Origin of the sequence: Chitinophaga nivalis, assembly GCF_025989125.1 — a bacterium.
GTDB classification, from domain to species: domain Bacteria; phylum Bacteroidota; class Bacteroidia; order Chitinophagales; family Chitinophagaceae; genus Chitinophaga; species Chitinophaga nivalis.
This window is the reverse complement of record NZ_JAPDNR010000001.1, coordinates 7,917,315-7,936,670: the sequence shown is the minus strand read 5'-3', so window position 1 is coordinate 7,936,670 and position 19,356 is coordinate 7,917,315. Positions and strand designations below refer to the sequence as shown.

The 19,356-nt window shown below is 46.7% G+C and carries 12 protein-coding genes; 6 read left to right on the top strand and 6 right to left on the bottom strand.

Annotated features, from left to right (window positions below; genetic code table 11):
• The 3 genes from OL444_RS29020 to flxY all read left to right on the top strand — a co-directional run bounded on the left by OL444_RS29020 (position 1) and on the right by flxY (position 3,468).
• Positions 1–1,692: a C45 family autoproteolytic acyltransferase/hydrolase gene (locus OL444_RS29020; protein ID WP_264727502.1), complete on the top strand. Its 1,692-nt coding sequence runs from the start codon at positions 1–3 to the stop codon at positions 1,690–1,692.
• A gap of 11 nt (positions 1,693–1,703) precedes the next feature.
• Positions 1,704–2,099, top strand: coding sequence for a holo-ACP synthase (locus OL444_RS29015; RefSeq protein WP_264727503.1), 396 nt, complete (start codon positions 1,704–1,706; stop codon positions 2,097–2,099).
• Positions 2,100–2,175: 76 nt separating this feature from the next.
• Complete coding sequence (gene flxY / locus OL444_RS29010) at positions 2,176–3,468, top strand: flexirubin biosynthesis putative acyl-CoA ligase FlxY (protein WP_264727505.1); 1,293 nt, start codon at positions 2,176–2,178, stop codon at positions 3,466–3,468.
• 86 nt (positions 3,469–3,554) lie between these two features.
• Here the strand turns inward: flxY and OL444_RS29005 are convergent, their stop codons facing one another.
• Both OL444_RS29005 and OL444_RS29000 read right to left on the bottom strand, forming a co-directional pair.
• Positions 3,555–3,884 carry a hypothetical protein gene (locus OL444_RS29005; RefSeq protein WP_264727507.1) on the bottom strand — a complete coding sequence of 110 codons (330 nt, stop codon included), beginning with the start codon at positions 3,882–3,884 and terminating at the stop codon, positions 3,555–3,557.
• Between the two features lie 457 nt (positions 3,885–4,341).
• Positions 4,342–4,830 carry a DUF6702 family protein gene (locus OL444_RS29000; RefSeq protein WP_264727509.1) on the bottom strand — a complete coding sequence of 163 codons (489 nt, stop codon included), beginning with the start codon at positions 4,828–4,830 and terminating at the stop codon, positions 4,342–4,344.
• A 69-nt stretch (positions 4,831–4,899) separates the two neighbouring features.
• On the opposite strand from OL444_RS29000, the gene OL444_RS28995 reads away from it, so the two are divergent.
• The 3 genes from OL444_RS28995 to OL444_RS28985 all read left to right on the top strand — a co-directional run bounded on the left by OL444_RS28995 (position 4,900) and on the right by OL444_RS28985 (position 8,786).
• Positions 4,900–5,484, top strand: coding sequence for a HupE/UreJ family protein (locus OL444_RS28995; RefSeq protein WP_264727511.1), 585 nt, complete (start codon positions 4,900–4,902; stop codon positions 5,482–5,484).
• Positions 5,485–5,575: 91 nt separating this feature from the next.
• Positions 5,576–7,897, top strand: coding sequence for a M1 family metallopeptidase (locus OL444_RS28990; protein ID WP_264727513.1), 2,322 nt, complete (start codon positions 5,576–5,578; stop codon positions 7,895–7,897).
• 79 nt (positions 7,898–7,976) lie between these two features.
• Entirely contained in the window at positions 7,977–8,786 is an 810-nt protein-coding gene (locus OL444_RS28985) for an alpha/beta hydrolase (protein WP_264727515.1), read from the top strand.
• A gap of 280 nt (positions 8,787–9,066) precedes the next feature.
• On the opposite strand, the gene OL444_RS28980 is transcribed toward OL444_RS28985, so the two are convergent.
• The 4 genes from OL444_RS28980 to OL444_RS28965 form a co-directional block, all read right to left on the bottom strand.
• Positions 9,067–10,674, bottom strand: coding sequence for a SusD/RagB family nutrient-binding outer membrane lipoprotein (locus tag OL444_RS28980; protein ID WP_264727518.1), 1,608 nt, complete (start codon positions 10,672–10,674; stop codon positions 9,067–9,069).
• Positions 10,675–10,703: 29 nt separating this feature from the next.
• Positions 10,704–13,850 carry a SusC/RagA family TonB-linked outer membrane protein gene (locus OL444_RS28975; protein ID WP_264727519.1) on the bottom strand — a complete coding sequence of 1,049 codons (3,147 nt, stop codon included), beginning with the start codon at positions 13,848–13,850 and terminating at the stop codon, positions 10,704–10,706.
• A 475-nt stretch (positions 13,851–14,325) separates the two neighbouring features.
• The gene (locus tag OL444_RS28970; protein WP_264727521.1) at positions 14,326–15,906 is read right to left on the bottom strand and encodes a SusD/RagB family nutrient-binding outer membrane lipoprotein; all 1,581 of its coding nucleotides are present in this window, start codon (positions 15,904–15,906) and stop codon (positions 14,326–14,328) included.
• An 11-nt stretch (positions 15,907–15,917) separates the two neighbouring features.
• A complete protein-coding gene (locus OL444_RS28965; RefSeq protein WP_264727523.1) occupies positions 15,918–19,319 on the bottom strand; it encodes a SusC/RagA family TonB-linked outer membrane protein in 3,402 nt (1,133 codons plus the stop codon).
• Between the last annotated feature and the right edge of the window lie 37 nt (positions 19,320–19,356).

The following is a 19,356-nucleotide window of genomic DNA, read 5'->3' as shown; positions in this document are numbered from 1 at the left end:
GTGGAAAAGAAGAAACGAAGCGGCTGGAGAAAGCTGGGACGCATATTATTATATCTGTTGGGCGGTATTTTGCTGCTCTTCATTGCACTGGCCATCTACCTGGTATCGGTGAGTCATATTACACCACCGGAGATCGCCAACCGGCAGGCGCTGACGCTGCAACGGCAAACGCTGGACAGCGGCGCCTATACATTGGGCAACAACTGGTTCCGCAAAAGTAACAGCGGCCTGTATGAAATGTATGTAGAAGGCGCCCCTTTTGAAAGAGGCGTCATCAACGGCAAATTATCCGGAGAACTGATCCGTCGCCAGGAAGATAATTTTGTGGACCAGATCAAAAAAATGATCCCTTCTACCTTTTACCTTCACTTCCTGAAATACTTCATCGGATGGTTTAACCGCGACCTGAGTGCGCATGTGCCGGAAGAATTCAAAGAAGAAATTTATGGGGAATCTTTTTCCGCCTCTGATCAATACGATTATATCGGTTCCAATTACGAACGGCTGATGAACTACCACGCAGCCCATGATATCGGGCATGCGTTGCAGGGCATGATGCTGGTGGGTTGTACTTCTTTCGCTACCTGGGATGCAAAGTCGGCAGACAGTAACCTGATCATCGGTCGCAATTTCGACTTTTATATGGGCGATAAATTTGCGGAAGATAAGATGGTGGTTTTCTATCACCCCGATAAAGGACACAACTTCATGTTTGTGACCTGGGGTGGTTTTACGGGCGTGGTATCCGGTATGAATGATAAAGGACTGACGGTCACCATCAATGCAGCCAAGACGGATGTTCCTTCCGGTGCGGCTACGCCGGTATCGCTGGTCGCCCGCGAAATCCTGCAATATGCACAGAATATACAGGAAGCCCGTGCGATTGCTGCCAGACGTAAAATGTTTGTATCGGAATCTTTCCTGGTAGGATCTGCTATCGATAATAAAGCTGTGGTGATTGAAAAAACGCCTTCCGGCATGGATATGTACAGTCCGAAGCAGGACTTCATTACCTGTACCAACCATTTCCAGGGCGATACCCTGGGCCAGCTGGCCTCCAATAAGCTGCAGATCAACGAAAGTGCTTCGGCCTACCGGTACGAACGCCTGACAGAGCTGCTGCAGGAAAAAGGACCGAATACCGTACAGAAAACAGCAGACATCCTGCGCGATCGCCGCGGGTTACATAATGCCGATATCGGTATGGGCAATGAAAAAGCGATTAATCAGTTTATTGCGCATCATGCCATCATATTTGAGCCGAAGAAAAAGCTGGTGTGGGTATCTGCGGCGCCGTGGCAACTGGGGCAGTTTGTTGCCTATGACCTGAATAAGATTTTCAGCATGAAAGGGCTGACTGCCAATCACGAAGTGTACGACAGCTCCCTGACACTGCCGGCAGATACTTTCCTGCTGTCGGAAGATTATAAAAACTTTATCCATTACCGGCAGCTGAAAGAGCGGCTGGCCAATGGGGAGGATATAGATACCAAAGCATTGGTAGCCGCCAATCCGCAATACTACCATGCCTATGTGCTGGCAGGGGATGCGGCATTTAAACGCACCCGTTTTGCGGAAGCGAAGCAATATTATGAAACGGCGCTCACCAGGGTAATTGCCACCAAAGGGGAGGAGCATCATATTCGTAAGCAGTTGGAACTGTGTCAGCAGCATTTGCAAAAAACGCATTAAAAGCAGCGAGGATGATCCTGGGTATAGGAACAGATATTACCGATGTGGCGCGGATAGCGGCCAAACTCAGTAAAGGTACCGGGTTCCGGGACCTGGTGTTTACGCCGCTGGAAATTGCCTATTGTGACGCGCAAACGATCCCGGCTGAAAGTTATGCCGCCCGTTTTGCGGCAAAAGAGGCTTTTTTAAAGGCTTTAGGCACCGGTTGGGGGAATGGAGGCGTAAACTTCAATGAGATCGAAATAAGGAACAATACGGCCGGAAAACCGGACTTGTTTTTAATCGGTACTGCCACGGAAAGATATGCACCGGCAGGCATCACTAAAATATGGGTATCATTGTCGCATGAAAAAAATGCGGCAGTAGCCATGGTCATCCTCGAAGGAAACAATCAGTTATCATCATGAACTATCCGTTGCGCCGGAAAGCCGGTAACGGTAAACCCGTTACGTCGCCTGGCGGAATGTGTTAACGATTCAAACTATGTATATACCGGATATAGAGCTGCAATCAGCGGTAGCGATCAGGAATTTTCAGGAAAAAGAAGTCATGCGGTTGTTGGGGTATCTGCGGGAATTTTCGCCGTTTTACCGGTCATGGTTCCGGCAGCATAACATACAGCCTGATAATGTGCAATCACTGGATGATTTTTCCCTTATTCCACCGGTAACCAAAGAAGACCTGCAGGCATACAACTGGGACTTTTTATGCGTGGATAAAAGCAAGATTGCAGAATACACGACTACTTCCGGTACGCTGGGAAAACCTGTTATCATTGCCCTCACGGAAAAAGACCTGCAGCGTTTAACCTACAATGAATACATTTCATTTTGCTGCGCAGACGGATCCGACAGCGATATTTATCAGCTGATGCTGACACTTGACCGGCAGTTTATGGCCGGTATGGCGTATTACAATGGTATCCGTAAGCTGGGTGCCGGCGTACTGCGCGTGGGACCGGGTGTACCTAGTATGCAATGGGAAAATATCCGGCGTATACAGCCCACCACGATTGTGGGCGTACCCTCTTTCATTGTAAAGTTGATTGCCTATGCAAAGGAACATCAGATCGATATTAATGCCACTTCTGTGAAGAAGGCGGTATGTATCGGGGAGAATATCCGGAACACGGATTTTTCGCTGAATGTACTGGGAAAGAAAATCACAGAGCAGTGGAATATACAGCTGTATTCCACCTATGCCTCCACCGAAATGCAGACGGCTTTTACGGAATGCAAAGCCGGCAAGGGCGGACATCATCATCCGGAATTGTTGTATGTGGAACTGCTGGATGAAAACAATCAGCCGGTAGAACCAGGGCAGGCAGGGGAAGTTACCATTACCACGCTGGGAGTGGAAGGCATGCCGCTGCTGCGTTATAAAACAGGGGATATTTGTCAGTATGAACAGGATCAATGTAGTTGTGGCCGGCATACCCTGCGTTTATCGCCGGTGATAGGCCGTAAAAAGCAGATGATCAAATATAAGGGCACTACCTTGTATCCGCCGGCATTTTTTGATTTGCTGAATGATATGGAAGATGTGAAGGAATTTGTGGTGGAAGTATTTTCCAATGAGCTGGGTACCGATGAAGTGTTGCTGCATCTATGGCCGCGCGAGGAATCAGAGGAGGTAGACCGTAAAATAAAATCCTATCTGCAGGCCAAGTTGCGGGTGATACCGCAGGTGCGGTATTGCGGCCAGCAGGAAATAATGCGGATGCTGTTTCCTGAAAACAGCAGGAAACCGGTTAAGTTTATCGATAACAGAAGTTAATATTTAACCATCTGTTATAAATCGTAATATTTAATACCAGTATAAGAGATAGCAGGGCTGTTTATCCATGGGGTAAATAGCCTTGTTTATTTGGTAGACCGGATAGATTCCAGTTGTTTGGAAAGATCTTCTACTTTGGCCAGTTTAATCTGTTGTTTCTTATCTATTAATTTCTCTTTTTCGTGTTCCGGAACTGTGGGGTCCTGCAGTAAGATATCTATCTCTTTAATCAAAGCAATGGTGGCTTTCCTGATTTGTTTGTTTTTTGAATAGTTTTCAAATTTCCACTCTATGTAACGCCATATGAATGCAAATGCTATGGTGATAGATGGAGCGGCAATAACCAACCAGGATTTTACGGCATAGCTATCTGGTAAATTTTTCGCAAGTAATACTAACAATGTTCCACCACCCACACCTGCGATATTCGAATTATTAGGGGTCTTTTTTTTATGGGATGATGGGGGGCTAATAGGTTTTATCAAAGGACGGATTCGATTAGGTTAGGTTAATCTCCTAGTAGTACGTCGGCCGTGTGTAGGATTTTTTTAGTACCATTCTGTTTATTAAGATCTAAAATTATAGTTTGACCAGATTTACTCTTTATTTCTATTTTATGGCGGTCTTTCAGGTTACTGGAAGAGTTTTTTATAACTCTGCGGAGCATCAGGAAAAGAGGAGAAAGAAACGCTCCTCCCGCTATAATAGCTAAGAGCAAATTGGTAGTAGTTGACATTTTTTTTATTATTTGAGGATTACTTTTTTATTAAACTTTCCTTGATCAGACTATTCCATTTTTCAGCTAATATAGTAACGCAAACGCAACCAAATTTATGGAAATTACGGTAGATAATAAAAAAGAATAAATTCTTCCTAAAACCTTAGGACTGCTGTTGCATTTGGATTGTCAAGCTTTATACTTTTCCTTTCCCCACCTACAATCACATGAATCATATTCGTCTGAGACGGGTGTCGGTTGTACAGTACATCATTTTTTACCTGTACTTGTTTAGGCGCCGGCACATCCGTGGCTTCAAGAAAACTCCACACTGCATCTTCTTCAATCTTATAACCGATAAATCTTAGTACAATATTCCTGCCATCCAGGTTAACCGTGAGATGCTGTGACAGGTAGGCAGCGATATAAGCTTCTACCTGTTTACGGTTGGCTGGTCGGATAATGTCGAAGTGTGTGTCATACTGGGCTTTCAGCGCGTTCTCCAGGTCATCTGCGAAAATACGGCAGCTGACTTCCAGTTCCTTTTTGGCGGCATTGTGTGTAATTTCTGTTACACTGGCATAGAAAGGATGCATCATCGTCAACCACATGGCCATCCACCATTTACATAATAATAAACCCACTTGACTAAATTTATTTAGATAATTAACTTTTAGTGTTTATAATTACCAAATTTAGACAAAAGCAGGGCAATGGATGAATTGTATTTTCAGCTGGGATGGCAACATATTCTTAACTGGGACGCGTATGATCATATTCTTTTTGTGATAGCACTGAGCGCTATCTATGTATTACGGGACTGGAAAAAAGTATTGGTACTGGTCACCGCATTTACAATCGGACATTCTATTACGCTGGCATTGAGTGTACTACATATTATTCGTATACCCGGCGCGCTGATAGAATTTCTGATACCGGTTACCATCTGTATCACGGCCTTTTCCAATATTGTCCGGAAAGAAGAAGCACCACGTCATTTGCAGCTGAATTATTTTTATGCCTTGTTTTTTGGACTGATCCACGGACTCGGGTTCTCCAATTACCTGAAAAGCCTGTTGGGGAGCCAGGCAAACATTGTTCAACCATTATTAGGATTTAATATAGGACTGGAATTTGGCCAGATCCTGATTGTGTTGACGGTACTGTTACTGTCGGCAGTAGCCGTAAATATGGCGGGGGTAAAACGGCGCGACTGGAATATGTTCCTGTCATCCGCTACCTTTGGCATCGCGTTTTTAATGGTGCTGCAGGGAATAAGAGCAGCACTGATCAATTAATTTGCAGTTATCGCACGCGGGAGTGGAAACAGGGAAGGGGGTTTCCGTATCATACCGGCTGTGAGCTGTTATCGTTTTTTCAATACTGATTATGAGAAAAAGTTTTTACCTGCTCGGTATGCTTTGTTGCGGCACAATAGCGTTGTCTGCACAGCAAAATCCGGGGTCCAACCACGGCAATCGTTTTGAACAACTGGGTACGATGTTGCAGTCACCCAACATGTACCGTTCCGCTTCCGGTGCTCCCGGTCCGAAATACTGGCAGCAACGCGCCGATTATGATATCACGGCCACACTTGATGACGACAAGCAACGGCTCACCGGCGCTGAAACCATTACTTATTTCAACAACTCGCCGGACCCGCTGACCTATCTGTGGCTACAGCTCGATGAAAATGAGCATGATCCGAAAAGCGATAACCGCTCCTTTGATGGCAGCCGGATGTCGGATAAAATGACCCTTTCGCAGCTCAATAAAATACTGCCGCCTGCCGGCGACTGGGGCACGAAAATTACCAAAGTAACCGATGCAGCCGGAAAGGCCCTGTCCTATACCATCAACCAGACGATGATGCGTATAGACCTGCCCAACACCCTGATGCCAGGTGAAAAAGTACAGCTGAAAGTGGAGTGGTGGTATAACCTCTCCGATCGCATGAGCATCGGCGGTCGTGGTGGATTCGAATATTTTCCGGAAGATAAAAACTACCTGTATACCATCACCCAGTGGTATCCGCGCCTGGCCGTGTATTCCGACTTCCAGGGCTGGCAGAACAAACAGTTCACCGGCAGAGGAGAATTTGCCCTCGCCTTCGGTAATTATCGTGTACGCATGAACGTGCCTGCCGATCATATCGTAGGAGCTACCGGCGAATGTCAGAACTACCGCGAAGTGCTTACACCGGCACAGTACCAACGCTGGCAGCAGGCGAAACAAAGTAAAGAACCTGTGGAAGTGGTAACACTGGAGGAGGCGAAAAAAGCCATACAGCAAAAAGTAGCTGCCCGTAAAACATGGGTATACGAAGCACAGCATGTGCGCGACTTTGCCCTTGTATCTTCCCGCAGGCTGGTATGGGATGCCATGGCAACACCCGTGGAAGGTAACCAGGTAATGGCTATGTCTTACTATGGACCGGAAGCCTATCCGCTATATCGCCGCTATTCCACCAAAGTGGTGGCACATACCTTGAAGTCTTATTCCAAACATACCATTCCTTATCCGTACCCGGTAGCCATTTCCGTGGAAGCCGCCAACGGGATGGAATATCCGATGATTTGTTTCAACTACGGCCGGGCAGACAAAGACGGCACCTATTCAGAAGCAACAAAGAATGGGATGATCGGGGTAGTCATTCATGAGGTAGGGCATAACTTCTTCCCGATGATCGTTAACTCCGACGAGCGGCAGTGGTCCTGGATGGATGAAGGCCTGAATACCTTCTGCCAGTTTATGGCAGAAACAGAGTGGGATCCGGAGTTCCCCTCACAGCGGGGACCGGCACATAAGATTGTGGATTACATGAAAATGCCGAAAGACCAGCTGGAACCAGTGATGACCAACTCCGAAAATATTATTGAATTTGGTCCGAATGCCTATGCCAAACCGGCTACGGCACTGAATATACTGCGGGAAACGGTGATGGGACGCGAATTGTTTGATTTTGCTTTCCGGGAATATGCCCGTCGCTGGGCTTTCAAACACCCTACGCCTGCCGACTTTTTCCGCACCATGGAAGATGCTTCTGCAGTAGACCTGGATTGGTTCTGGCGCGGATGGTTCTTTGGTACGGAGCCTGTGGATATCGCACTGGATAGTGTGAAATGGTACCGGATGGATGGTAAAAACCCGGAAACCACAGCCAGTGCTGCCAGAGAGGCGTACGAAAAAGGTAAAGACCACATTGCCCGTCAGCGGAACAAGGCGGCTGGTATCACCTATCCGGTACTCCAGGATACCAGCTTGCAGGATTTCTACAGCAAATGGAACCGCTTTGAAGTACGGTCCGAAGATAAAGCTGCCTACGAGCAGTTCTACAACGGTTTGTCTGCAGAAGAAAAACGGATGTACGACAGCAAAAAGAATTTTTACGAAGTCACCTTTAGCAATAAAGGAGGCCTGGTAATGCCGCTGATCATTGAGTGGACGTTTACCGACGGCACGAAGGAAACAGACCGGATTTCGGCCTATATCTGGCGTAAAAACGAAAACCAGGTAACGAAGGTGTTTGCTAAAGATAAAACGGTAGCCACCGTAAAGCTGGACCCGCTGCGTGAAACCGCAGATATCGATGAAAATAACAACAGCTGGCCCCGGGAGGCTGCCCCCTCCAGGTTTGAGCTGTTCAAAGCCAATACGGCGCCACGAGGTGCCAGTTCAGGCGATAATCCGATGAAGAAAAGAAATCAGTAATAAAAATTACGCATCTCCCCGGAGATGCGTAATTTTTATTACCTAAAATGTAATTTTTAATTCTTTCAGGATAGAGACTATGAAAAAATACATCACGTTTTTCCTCTTTATTTCGCTGTGGCAAACAACCCGGGCAACGGTGACGGACACGGTGGCGATCTACAGCAATGCGATGCACACCAGCTACAAATGTGTGGTGATCACACCGGATGCTGCCGGTAAAGGAACGCAGCGGTTTCCTGTTGTATATCTGTTGCATGGGCACGGCGGTAATTATGCCAACTGGATAAATAAGGTACCCGCCCTGCAGGAGCTGGCGGAATCCTTTGGATGTATCATTGTATGCCCGGATGGTGCGGTCGGCAGCTGGTATGTAGACAGTCCGGTAGACAGCGCCTTTCGTTATGAAACCTACATCGCGAAAGAAGTACCGGCGTATATCGATCACCGTTACCCCACGCTGGCAACACCCCGTTACCGGGCTATTACCGGATTGAGTATGGGCGGCCATGGTGCTTTATACCTGGCTATCCGGCATCCCGAAATTTTTGGGGCAGCAGGGAGTATAAGTGGTGGGGTAGATATCCGGCCTTTCCCAAAAAACTGGGATATCGCCAAAAGACTGGGGCCGGCAGGAAACAAAGGCACTAACTGGAATGATTATACGGTGATCAACCTGGTAGATAAAATAAAACCCGGTAGCCTCCCTTTGATCATTGACTGTGGGGTAAAGGATTTTTTTATTGATGTTAACCGCAATCTGCACCAGAAGTTGTTACAACTGGGTATTCCGCATGATTATATAGAAAGGCCGGGCGAACATAATTGGGCTTACTGGAGCAATGCAATACATTATCAGCTGTTGTTTTTCCACAGGTATTTTCAATAGGCGTTACGCCGGATGATAAAAAAAATAAAGCCTTTCCGGGAACGGGAAGGCTTTTTTAAATAGTAAAAATTAGTCCTAAGTGAAGATATGAAAAACGTATTTGCGATGCTTCAAAAAAACGGCCGTTTGCAAGAGTACAAGCGGCCTTAAACATGTTAAATGTGACCTAAATTGAATGCAAAGCAAAAAAAGATATATCGTTTGAATGGTGTTTAAAAATGCCGGCCCTGAATAGGACCGGCCTTTTTTATGCACGCGATTCAAAATAAGACGTTGGTAATCATTTGGTATCCCACCACAGCGGGGTACCTGCTACATCTTTCGGCACGCTCAGGGTACTGATGGCTTTCTGCACAGCTGCCGCGTTGGTAGCATATTCATTGCTTGGAAATATGGATCTCCGGATGAATTTTTTAGTATCTACGGTACCGCCACTGGCGTTTACCACTACCGGGAACAGTTTAGGATAACCGGTGCGACGGAATTCGCTCCAGGCTTCCTGACCTTCCGGATAATTGGCAATCCATTTCTGGGTGAGGATACGTTCCAGTTTTGTTTCAAAGACAGCCGCATCTTCCCATTTGATGGTGATGGTGCTGAGGTAAGGAGAACCTTCCTTGATGTCGTTCTCTCCGGCAGTAATTGCTTTTGGATCGATGTAAGGTTTAGGTTTCAGGGTGCTGTTATTATAGTAAGCGGCGGCATTCGGCAGTTTATGCTGTTCGAACGATGCCTGGATACCAGCTTCGTAGTTAGCCTGTGCACTTCCGGCGCCTGCCCAGTTACGGATGGCTGCTTCAGATTTCAGGAACCAGGCTTCTGCAGTGGTCATCAGCTGTATTTTGCTCTCGAAAAAGGCCAGTTCTGAATAACCCTGGTAGCGTCCTTTGTCATCTATATTGATACCGTTGCGAATACCTTTGTAGGTACCAAATACTGCTGGATTCGGATCGATGGCCGGTTTGAAATATTTCGGCAGACGAGGATCTGCATAGCCACCCAGGATAGATTCAACAGGAGCACCCATGCGGATATCCTTCCAGGAATCACTGATCGTATTCAGTGGGTGGGTAGTACTACCAATGCTTACGAGGAAATTGTCATCTACAGTAGACAGTAATCCACCAGCGTTGGCCAGGGCTGCTTCTCCTTCTGCTTTTGCTTTTGCCGGATCGATGTTAACAATACGTAATGCCAGGCGAAGTCTCAGGGTATTGGCAAATTTCAGCCAGCGATCGTATTTTCCGCCATATACCAGGTCGGCCTTGGTAAAGATAATGCTGCTGCTTTTATCTTTAAGCGGCGTCAGGATATCGATGGCTTCTTTCAGGTCCGCAAAAAATGCATAGTAAGCATCTTTCTGGCTGTCGAAATCAATTCCTCCCTCGCTGTTGGGCTGGTTGTATTTGGTGTAGATGATCGGACCATATAAATCGCTCAAACGGTGGAACGCTTCCACACGCAGGAGTTTAGACATGGCATAGGTATCATCGAATTTTCCTTTGGAGAAAACGCCGGCTTTATAGGAAGGGTTCATCACGTTGGCATAGGCAACGTTCCACGGGGTACCGTTCCAGCCATCAATGATAAAATAGGTGGTGTTGTTTTTATTTCCTGCAAAGTTGGCGGGCGTCATCATATAACCACTGAAAATATCGCCAAACAGGTTTTGTTGTACCTGAAAGTCCGGTACTGGAGTAAATAGGTATATACTGCGTTGCGCCTGTTGCAGCTGGGCTGCTACGATGGCGAAATCACCTTCGAGGTCTTGATCGGTGGAACCGTATGGATCTTTATTAAGCTCTTCGAAATTTTTGGTACAGCTACCCAAACTCAGCGCTGCCACAGCGAGTACCAGTCCTGCTTTTTTGAATGCTTTATAGTTCATAGTTCTTTTTTTTGATGTTCTGAATCAGGTTAAAATGCACATTTCACATTCAAGCCAAAACTGCGGGTAGCCGGTAATCCGAATACATCCACACCTTGTACGCCGTTGTCGGTACTCATACTCAATTCTGGATCATAAGGCGCTTTTTTGGTGAAGAAGAACAGATTGCGGCCAACAAAACCTACTTTCAGATCTTTGATAACATTGGTACGTAATGGAACTGCATAAGTCAGGGCGAGTTCTCTTAAACGGATGTTGGTAGCATCATACATATAGTATTCAGTGATACCGGCACGACCACCTACGCCGCCATAGAATGTTTGAGCAGGTATTTTACCGGTAAATTTACCACCACCGATTTTGGTAGCAGGAATGTCTACACCGCCATTCTCACGGGCATCAGCACTAGCCTTAGACACACCGAATTCATCCAGCATTGCCTGGGTGATGCTCATCACTTTACCACCGAAACGACCATCTATCAGCACGCTCAGACTCAGTTGTTTCCAGGTCACAGTGTTAGACCATCCCAGCAGGAATTTAGGAGTCGGGTTACCGAGGTAAGACAGTTTACCAGGTTTGCTTTGTGGGTTGCCTTTATCGTCTACAATAATGGAACCATCGTCTGCACGCTGGAATTCACGACCATAGATATCACCGAAAGAACTACCCTCATGCAGCATCAGGGCATAGTTGTTTACGTTGTTGCCTCTTGGCGTAATCACGTAATCACCTTTCAGCTGTGGCGCCAGTTCAATGATTTTATTGCGGTTACGGGTGAAGTTGAAGTTAGTCTGCCAGGTGAGATCTTTCTGTTTGATTACCTGATAGCCAAGGGAAGCTTCGATACCGGTGTTTTGTACGTTACCGGCATTGATGAATGCATTCGGATACAGGTATCCGGAAGAAATCGCAAAGTCGAAGTACTGGTCTTTTGTATGAGAATTATACCAGGTAATGTCAAAGTTCAGGCGGTTATCCAGCAATCTCCACTCGGTACCAAATTCAATAGAGGTAGTCATTTCCGGTTTCAGGGTTTGACCCAGATAAGCGCCGGAAGTATTGGAAGTTAATAAACCTGCGGTGATCCGGTTTACCGGCAGGGTAGAAAATTGTGCTACGTCGTTACCCACTCTCGCGAAGGAACCGCGTACTTTGGCATAATCTACAAATTTAGGCAGTTGCACAATGTCGCTGAGGATGGCATTTAGCCCGGCAGAGTAGTAGAGGTAACCTTTTTTCAAATTAGGGGTAAATGCCAGGGTGGAAGACCAGTCGTTACGTGCGGTCAGATCCAGGAATACTTTTTCGCTGAGGTTGAAACCTACGGTACCGAATACAGACTGTAGCTGTCTTCTCTGACCGGTAGGCGTTACCTTGGATGCGGTATTCAGGTTGATATTACCAATATGGAATACGTTGGCAAAAGCTAAATCAGCATCTTTGGAGTCCATGAAAGTACGGTCCTGACGTAGATCTGTGATGCTGGTACCGGCCGTAAAGTTGAAACCAATTTTGTCAGACAGTTTTTTGTTACCTACCAGTAATACATCACCATAATATTGGGTGCTGCTCAGGAAGTCGTAAGTGTAACGTCCGTTTTTGTCTGCGATGGTAGTTTGCGTACCTGCATTGGCTTTCAGTTCATATTTATCCCATGATTTGTTGACGTTACCACGTGCCTGGATGCTTAACCAGTCATTCAGGGTGTAACGAACAGCGAGGGAAGCGATGATGTTATCCTTACGGTTATCTGTTATATTTCTGTTCAGGATCCAATAAGGATTCTGTTGAATGTCGTTTCCTGCCAGATTCTTCTCCGCATTGATATTCCACCAGTCCTGCAGGTACATGTTGCGGGAAGGAGAGAAGTACTCATAGTTATTTTTATATCCTTCGAAATCCAATCCTCTGGGGAATAAGTATAAACCGGTCAGCGCATTGTAGTATAATCCGGAAGTAGGCCGGTTGTATGCTTTCTGGGTAGTCATCTGCACATTCGCATCCAGACTCAGTTTATCGTTCAGGAATTTTGCAGTTTCTCTGAAATTAACAGTATGCTGTCCGAACTTGGAAGTAGGGATAATGCCTTTGTTCGTGGTATTGGAATAGGAGAAATAGGTCTGTGCTTTTTCTGTGCCTCCTGAAACATTCACGGAATTAATCCAGGTAGTACCGGTCTGAAAAAAGTTTTTCACATGATCAGGGCTACTACCTTTTGGACCCCAGCTATATTTCTCGTCAGGGCCGCTTTGTTTATAGTCATATTGCAGCTCCGGGCGGTAAGCAGGTCTGTCAATCGTAAAGTTGGAAGAATAAACGATTTTCGCCTGACCCACTTTTCCTTTTTTAGTGGAAATCATAATTACCCCGTTGGCAGCCTGGCTACCATAAAGCGCAGAAGCAGAAGCACCTTTTAATACGTTGATGCTCTCAATATCATCCGGGTTGATGGTACTTAAGATATCACCCCCGTCACGGCCACCGGAAGAAGCGCCGGATGCCTGACCCCAAAGGTCGGAAGGTTGCGCACTGGTGAAGTTGGCAATGGGTACACCATCAATCACGTACAGTGGCTGATTTTCCCGGATAGATTTTTGTCCGCGTAAAATAACACGGGCAGAACCACCTACACCGGAAGCACTGCGGTTTACCTGTAAGCCGGATACTTTACCGGACAGGCTGTTCAGCACGTTACTTTCTTTAACGGTAGTCAGGTCTTCCCCTTTTACCTGTTGTGTGGAATAAGTGAGGTCTTTGGCTTTACGCTGGATACCGAGGGCGGTTACTACCAGCTCATTCAGGCCTTTTACATTGTCTTCCAGTCTGGCATTGAGTGTAGCGCTGTTACCAACTGTTTGTTCCTGTGAGCCAAAACCCACAGAGGTAAAAATAAGTACATCCCCTGCTTTGGCAGTAATATGATATTGGCCGTTGGCATTGGTCTGGGTACCACGGGATCCCCCTTTTACCTGTACAGTAACACCTGGCAAGGGGTTACCTTTGTTGTCACGTACTGTTCCGCTGATTTCTTTTTCCTGTAAGATACTGCGGAAGGAAGTCGTGGATGAATTAGAATAGCCGGCAGCCTTCACATATGCATGGTCTGCTAATATGGAAGTGAGTGCAAGACCTGCCATAGCACACACTTTCGTAAGGCCTGGGTGTTTTTTCATACTTGCCTTTTTTTTGGTTAATAATGGTTTTGTATAAATCGGATAAAATGACCATTGGTATTAGTAGCGTGCATTGGTAATAGAACTTTGATGGCGTGTTGAAAAGCAAAACATCCCCATTAGTATGGTGTGACCCATGCTTTACTATCATACATACATAAATGAGTGTGGACGGTATTTACCTTATTTCAGACGGCGTGCAGCCTATATCTTAAAGTACGCGTGTTGGCTGTACTCCCGGCAATACTTCCTGTATCCTGTTACATGAAATGTAGTTTTTATAACGTTGCTTTTTTTACAGATAACCAGACTTTTATTCTTGCTACAGGAAGGATGTCGTGCGTTAATTAAAATAGTACCATTGGAAATTAAAAAAAAATAGGAAGTCCTTGAGAATACAGATTTTCAGGAAGATACAGGCAGATAAATCTTGCATATGTATTCCCGGAAAAGCCTGCATGCGCTGGGGTTGCAGTCATGGACGGGTATCCCACCAAAGGGGAGTACCACCGGTATCCTCACCTCCCAGGGTAAGTCTTGCCCGGTAAACTGCTTTGGGATTGGTGGTGATTTCGAGCTGCGGAATAGGCAGGCGGCGGATAAATTTTTCTGTAGCGATGGTATTACCACTGTTGTTGATCACTACCGGAAATAATTTAGGATAACCGGTACGTCGGAATTCACTCCAGGCTTCCTGTCCTTCCGGAAACATAGCAATCCATTTTTGCGTAATGATACGCTCCAGCTTCTCTGCCTCGGTAGCCTGTTCATCCCACCGGATGGTAATCTTGCTTAAATAAGGGCTGCCGGGAGGGATATTGTTTTCCGGATTGCGCGGATCTACATAGGGATTGGGTTTGTTGGTGCTGTTGTTAATATAGTCGTTGACATTGGGAATATTATACTGCCGGAAGGATGCCTGGATTCCCTGCACATAATTATTGGCGGCATTGCCGGCATTTTTCCAGTTATGCAGGGCGGCTTCTGCTTTTAGAAACCAGGCCTCTGCTACCGTCATAAATAAAATCCTGTTCTCAAATCTTACCAGCTGCGAAAATCCGGAATACTCTTCCTTGGCGGAAATATTGATACCATTGCGGATACCATGATAGGTATTGGTACCGGCATCAGTAGGCACAAAATAATGCGGCAGCCGTGGATCTTTGTAACCGGTTAAGATCGATTCCATGGGAGCGCTCATGCGCAGATCAGCCCAGGTGTAGCACATAATATTCAGTGGGTGCGTAACCGGTGAAATATTGACCGCAAATAAATCCTGTGGGTCCTGCAACAGTCCCAGCGGATGCCGCAGGGCCGCTTCTCCTTCTTTACGGGCTTTCTCCGGATCTACATTGTATATACGGATAGCCAGCCGTAAGCGCAGGGTGTTGGCAAATTTTACCCAACGGCTATAGTCGCCGTTGTATACCAGATCGAAGGCACTGAACCGTTGCTGCGCATTACTATCAATATACCTGGTTAACACATTAATCGCAGAATCCAGGTCCGTAAAGAAATGATAATAAGCTTCCTGCTGCGAGTCATAGTCCACACTTTTATCGGGATTGATAACACCATAATGAGAGTAGATGATAGGGCCGTAAATATCACTGACCCTGTGCATGGCTTCTACTTTAAGGATCTGTGCCCATGCATAGAAATCAGGATACTTACCCCGGGCTTTTTCCTGTGCAAAATCGCAGGATTTCATCACATACGCATAAGCGATGAGCCAGGGTTTATTGTTCCAGAAGTAGAGCAAACCATAGTTGGTATTATTGATGTTGCCTTCAAAGGGAGTAGGAGGCATCATATACCCGGAGAATACATCTGCATTGAGATTCTGCTGTAATTGTGCAGTAGGTGGATCGTTATAAATCAGCAGGTTTAACTGTGCCTGCGAAAGGGGTTCACCCATCAGCCGGTGATCTGCTACCAGTTCATCTTCATCAAAATCGAAAGGATTTTTATTGATACTATCAAAATTTTTGGTACAGCCGTAACCTGAAAATAGGGTGACGATTATCAACAGAAATATGTTAGTCCGGTTTTGCATTGGTAAGTATATTAAAATCCGACTTTAAAATTAACCCCCATACTGCGGGTGGGTGGTAGCCCGAATACGTCCACGCCTTGTAAGCCATTGCCTGTTCCCATAGAAACTTCCGGATCGAAAGGTGCGTGCAGCGCAAAAAAACAAAGGTTCCTGCCAATGATGCCGGCACGAATGCTGCGTATCCATTTCCCTTTCACAGGAAAACGATAGCTGACAGCCAGTTCCCGTAACCGGATATTTGTAGCATCATACATATACATTTCTCCGATACCTGCCCTGCTGCCGATCGTAGTATAATAGGTTTCTGCATTTATTTTACCCGTAAAGGGGGCGCCGTTGGTGTAAACCGCATTCAGCGCTACGCCTCCGTTGTCGCGGGCTTTGGCGGTAGCTTCACTTACGCCGTAACCATCCAGAATGGCCTGGGTGATGCTCATCACTTTACCGCCGAAACGGCCATCTATCAGAAAGCTGAGGGTAAGATTCCGGAATTCTACGCTGTTGTTCCAGCCCAGGGTAAAGTCCGGACTGGGATTGCCTATTTTCTTAAAGGTCTTGTTGGTTTTCAGGTAGCCGCGTTCGTCAATAAGATACTGCCCTTGCTCATTGGTAGCGAGTTCTTTGTTGGCATAAATATCTCCCCAGGAACCGCCTTCTTTGATAAAGGAGCCGAACATGTTCACCCCGAAATCGGTGAGCACAAACATATTGGTCGTATCAGCTCCCGGGATGCTGGTATTGCTGAGGGTAATCACCTTATTGCAGTTGGTGGCAAAGTTGATCGTGCTGGTCCAGGTTATTTGTTTACTACGTATAGGCGTTAAGGTGAGTGTGGCTTCCCAGCCCATGTTCTGAATATTACCCATATTCAGATAATAGGTCAGGTATTTGGTACCGGGAGGCGCCGGTACTTCCATGTATTGTTTATAGTTGTTGTTTTTATAGAAAGTAACGTCGGCGGATATACGGTTTTTGAGAAACCTGGCTTCCAGTCCCACTTCAAATGCCCGGTTGTCTTCCGGTTCCAGGTACACGCCGGGATAGGGAGTACGCTGGTTCAGCACCACCCGTGATACACCGGCTACGGTGAGTAAGGTAAAAGGAGCGGGGTTGGAAGAATAGCTGGCAATATCATTACCTACTCTGGCGTAGGAGAGCCGGGAACGGAGGAAGTCTATCGGCTCCGGCATTTTAAACATATCGCTCCAGATAGCAGAGAGGCCGGCAGAATAATATAAATATCCCATAGGCTTTGTGGGAGTAAAGGCAAAAGTACTGGACCAGTCGTTTCGTGCCGTAAGGTCCAGGAACAGGTAGTTCCGGAAACCCACCTGTGCATTGGCGAAGAGGGCTTGTAACTGTTTTTTCTCCACACTGTGCTGTGCATCCATGGCACTGCTCAGGATATTGGAAACAGAAAATTTATTGGCATAGAACAGTCCCGGATCTGCATTGGGATTGGCGCCGTTGTAGGTGCGTTCATGTGCCCTTATATCTGAAATGCTGGCGCCGATGTTGCCGGCGAGGTGTATTTGGTTGGTCACTTTGCCGGTAGCATTCACCATCAGGTCGGCGTATAGCTGGGTATTGAGTTCTTTTTCCAGGGTATAGCGGCCATTGGTGGGGGCCAGTACCACCTGGGTACCTGCGTAGGCTTCCAGTTCGTACTGGTCCAGTGATTTATCGAAGCTGCCGCGCCCTTTCACCGACAACCAGTTGTTGAGCTGATAACTCAGCGCCAGGGTAGCGGTACCCCGGTACCGTAAGTCGAGCCGCCGGTTGCGTTTCAGGGCCCATACCGGATTTTGCTGATCATCCTGCCCTATCCATTCTTTATCATGCCGGATGTTCCACCAGTTCTGCAGGTATAGCTGGCGGCTGTTGTCGTAATATTCGAAGTTGTTGCTGTAATAAGCAAAGTCCTGTCCGCGGGGCAGGGTATACAAGCCGGAAATAGGGCTGTAGTATAAGCCGGAAGAGAGGCGGTTCTCTGTATTCTGTGCCAGGAAGGAGACGTTGGCATCCATTACCAGTTTTTCATTCAGCAACTTTAATGTTTCCCGGAAATTGGCGGTATGCCGGTTGAATTTATTGGTCGGTAAAATGCCTTTATTGGTGGTATTGGCGTAGGAAAAATAGCTTTGTGCGGTTTCGGTACCGCCGCTGAAGGAAACGGTATTGGTGAGTGTATAACCGGTGTTATAGAAATGACGGACATGATCAGGTACCTGAATGGGGGCGCCCCAGCTGCCGATAGATCCTGGCTGCGGCTTACCGATAATATTCGGGCCGGGTGGCTCTTTCTGGGCGTAGCGGTATTGCAGTGGTGGAAGCAATGCGGGTGTTTCCAGGGTGAAGTCGGAGGCGACATCAATCTTATTTTTACCGGGCCGGCCTCTTTTAGTCGTAATGAGAATCACGCCGTTGGCCGCCTGGCTGCCGTATAAAGCGGCGGCAGAAGCACCTTTCATAATGCTGATGCTTTCAATATCGTCGGGGTTAATGTTGGAAATACCATCTCCGCCATCGCGGCCACCAGCGCCAATGGTGTTGTTGGATTGTCCCCACACGTCTACCGGCTGGGCAGGGGTATAGTTGGCGTAGGGAATCCCGTCTACAATATACAGGGGCTGATTTTCCCGGGTAGATTTATTACCGCGGAGCACCACCCTTGCGGAGCCGCCGATACCGGAAGCATTGCGGACAATGGTAACGCCGGCTGATCTGCCGCTCAGTGAATTGATGACATTGGCGTCTTTTACAGCAGATAGCTCATCACCATCCAGTTGCTGGGCGGAATAGGGGAGTTCTCTGGCTTTTTTCTGGATGCCCAGGGCGGTAACCACCAGCTCACTGAGTCCTTTGATATTCTCCAGCATACGTACGTGCATTTCGTTGCCGGTGCCTATATTGATTTCTTTGGTCACAAAACCGACAGAGCTGAAAACGAGAATATCACCGGGGCCGGCTTTAATGGTAAAACCTGCTTCGGCGTTAGATTGTGTGCCTTTATTAGTGCTCTTGATCTGAATTGTAACCCCCGGGAGTGGCGTGCCTTTACTATCGCGTACGGTGCCTGTAATTTCTCTTTCGAGTGAAACGTGATTAACCAGGTCTACTGTGTGTGATGAACCGGTGTCGTTAGCTGTTCCTACAATGATTTTATTATTAATGCGGGTAAACTTTAATCCGGTTTGTGCTGATAATAACGCGAGAACTTCATCAATAGGTGTTTGGGTACAATTTAAAGTGACCTTTTTTTTCAGGTTAAGATCAGTTTTGTCGTAATGAAAGTTGAGTCCTGTTTTAGTGGATATTTCTGTCATTACCTCTTCCAGGCCTTTATTCTTTACCTGAATACTGACGACAATAGTTGTTGGTGGATCTTGTGCCTGCGGGATAGCGCTAGTCATTGTGTTCAAGCTCCCAGCCAACAATAGTGTCAGCATT

Bases quoted from the DNA above. Each gene is read 5' to 3' on its own strand.
- OL444_RS29015 (WP_264727503.1), top strand. From the start codon at position 1,704: ATGATCCTGGGTATAGGAACAGATATTACCGATGTGGCGCGGATAGCG.
- flxY (WP_264727505.1), top strand. From the start codon at position 2,176: ATGTATATACCGGATATAGAGCTGCAATCAGCGGTAGCGATCAGGAAT.
- OL444_RS28995 (WP_264727511.1), top strand. From the start codon at position 4,900: ATGGATGAATTGTATTTTCAGCTGGGATGGCAACATATTCTTAACTGG.
- OL444_RS28990 (WP_264727513.1), top strand. From the start codon at position 5,576: ATGAGAAAAAGTTTTTACCTGCTCGGTATGCTTTGTTGCGGCACAATA.
- OL444_RS28985 (WP_264727515.1), top strand. From the start codon at position 7,977: ATGAAAAAATACATCACGTTTTTCCTCTTTATTTCGCTGTGGCAAACA.
- OL444_RS28980 (WP_264727518.1), bottom strand. From the start codon at position 10,674: ATGAACTATAAAGCATTCAAAAAAGCAGGACTGGTACTCGCTGTGGCA.
- OL444_RS28975 (WP_264727519.1), bottom strand. From the start codon at position 13,850: ATGAAAAAACACCCAGGCCTTACGAAAGTGTGTGCTATGGCAGGTCTT.
- OL444_RS28970 (WP_264727521.1), bottom strand. From the start codon at position 15,906: ATGCAAAACCGGACTAACATATTTCTGTTGATAATCGTCACCCTATTT.
- OL444_RS28965 (WP_264727523.1), bottom strand. From the start codon at position 19,319: ATGACTAGCGCTATCCCGCAGGCACAAGATCCACCAACAACTATTGTC.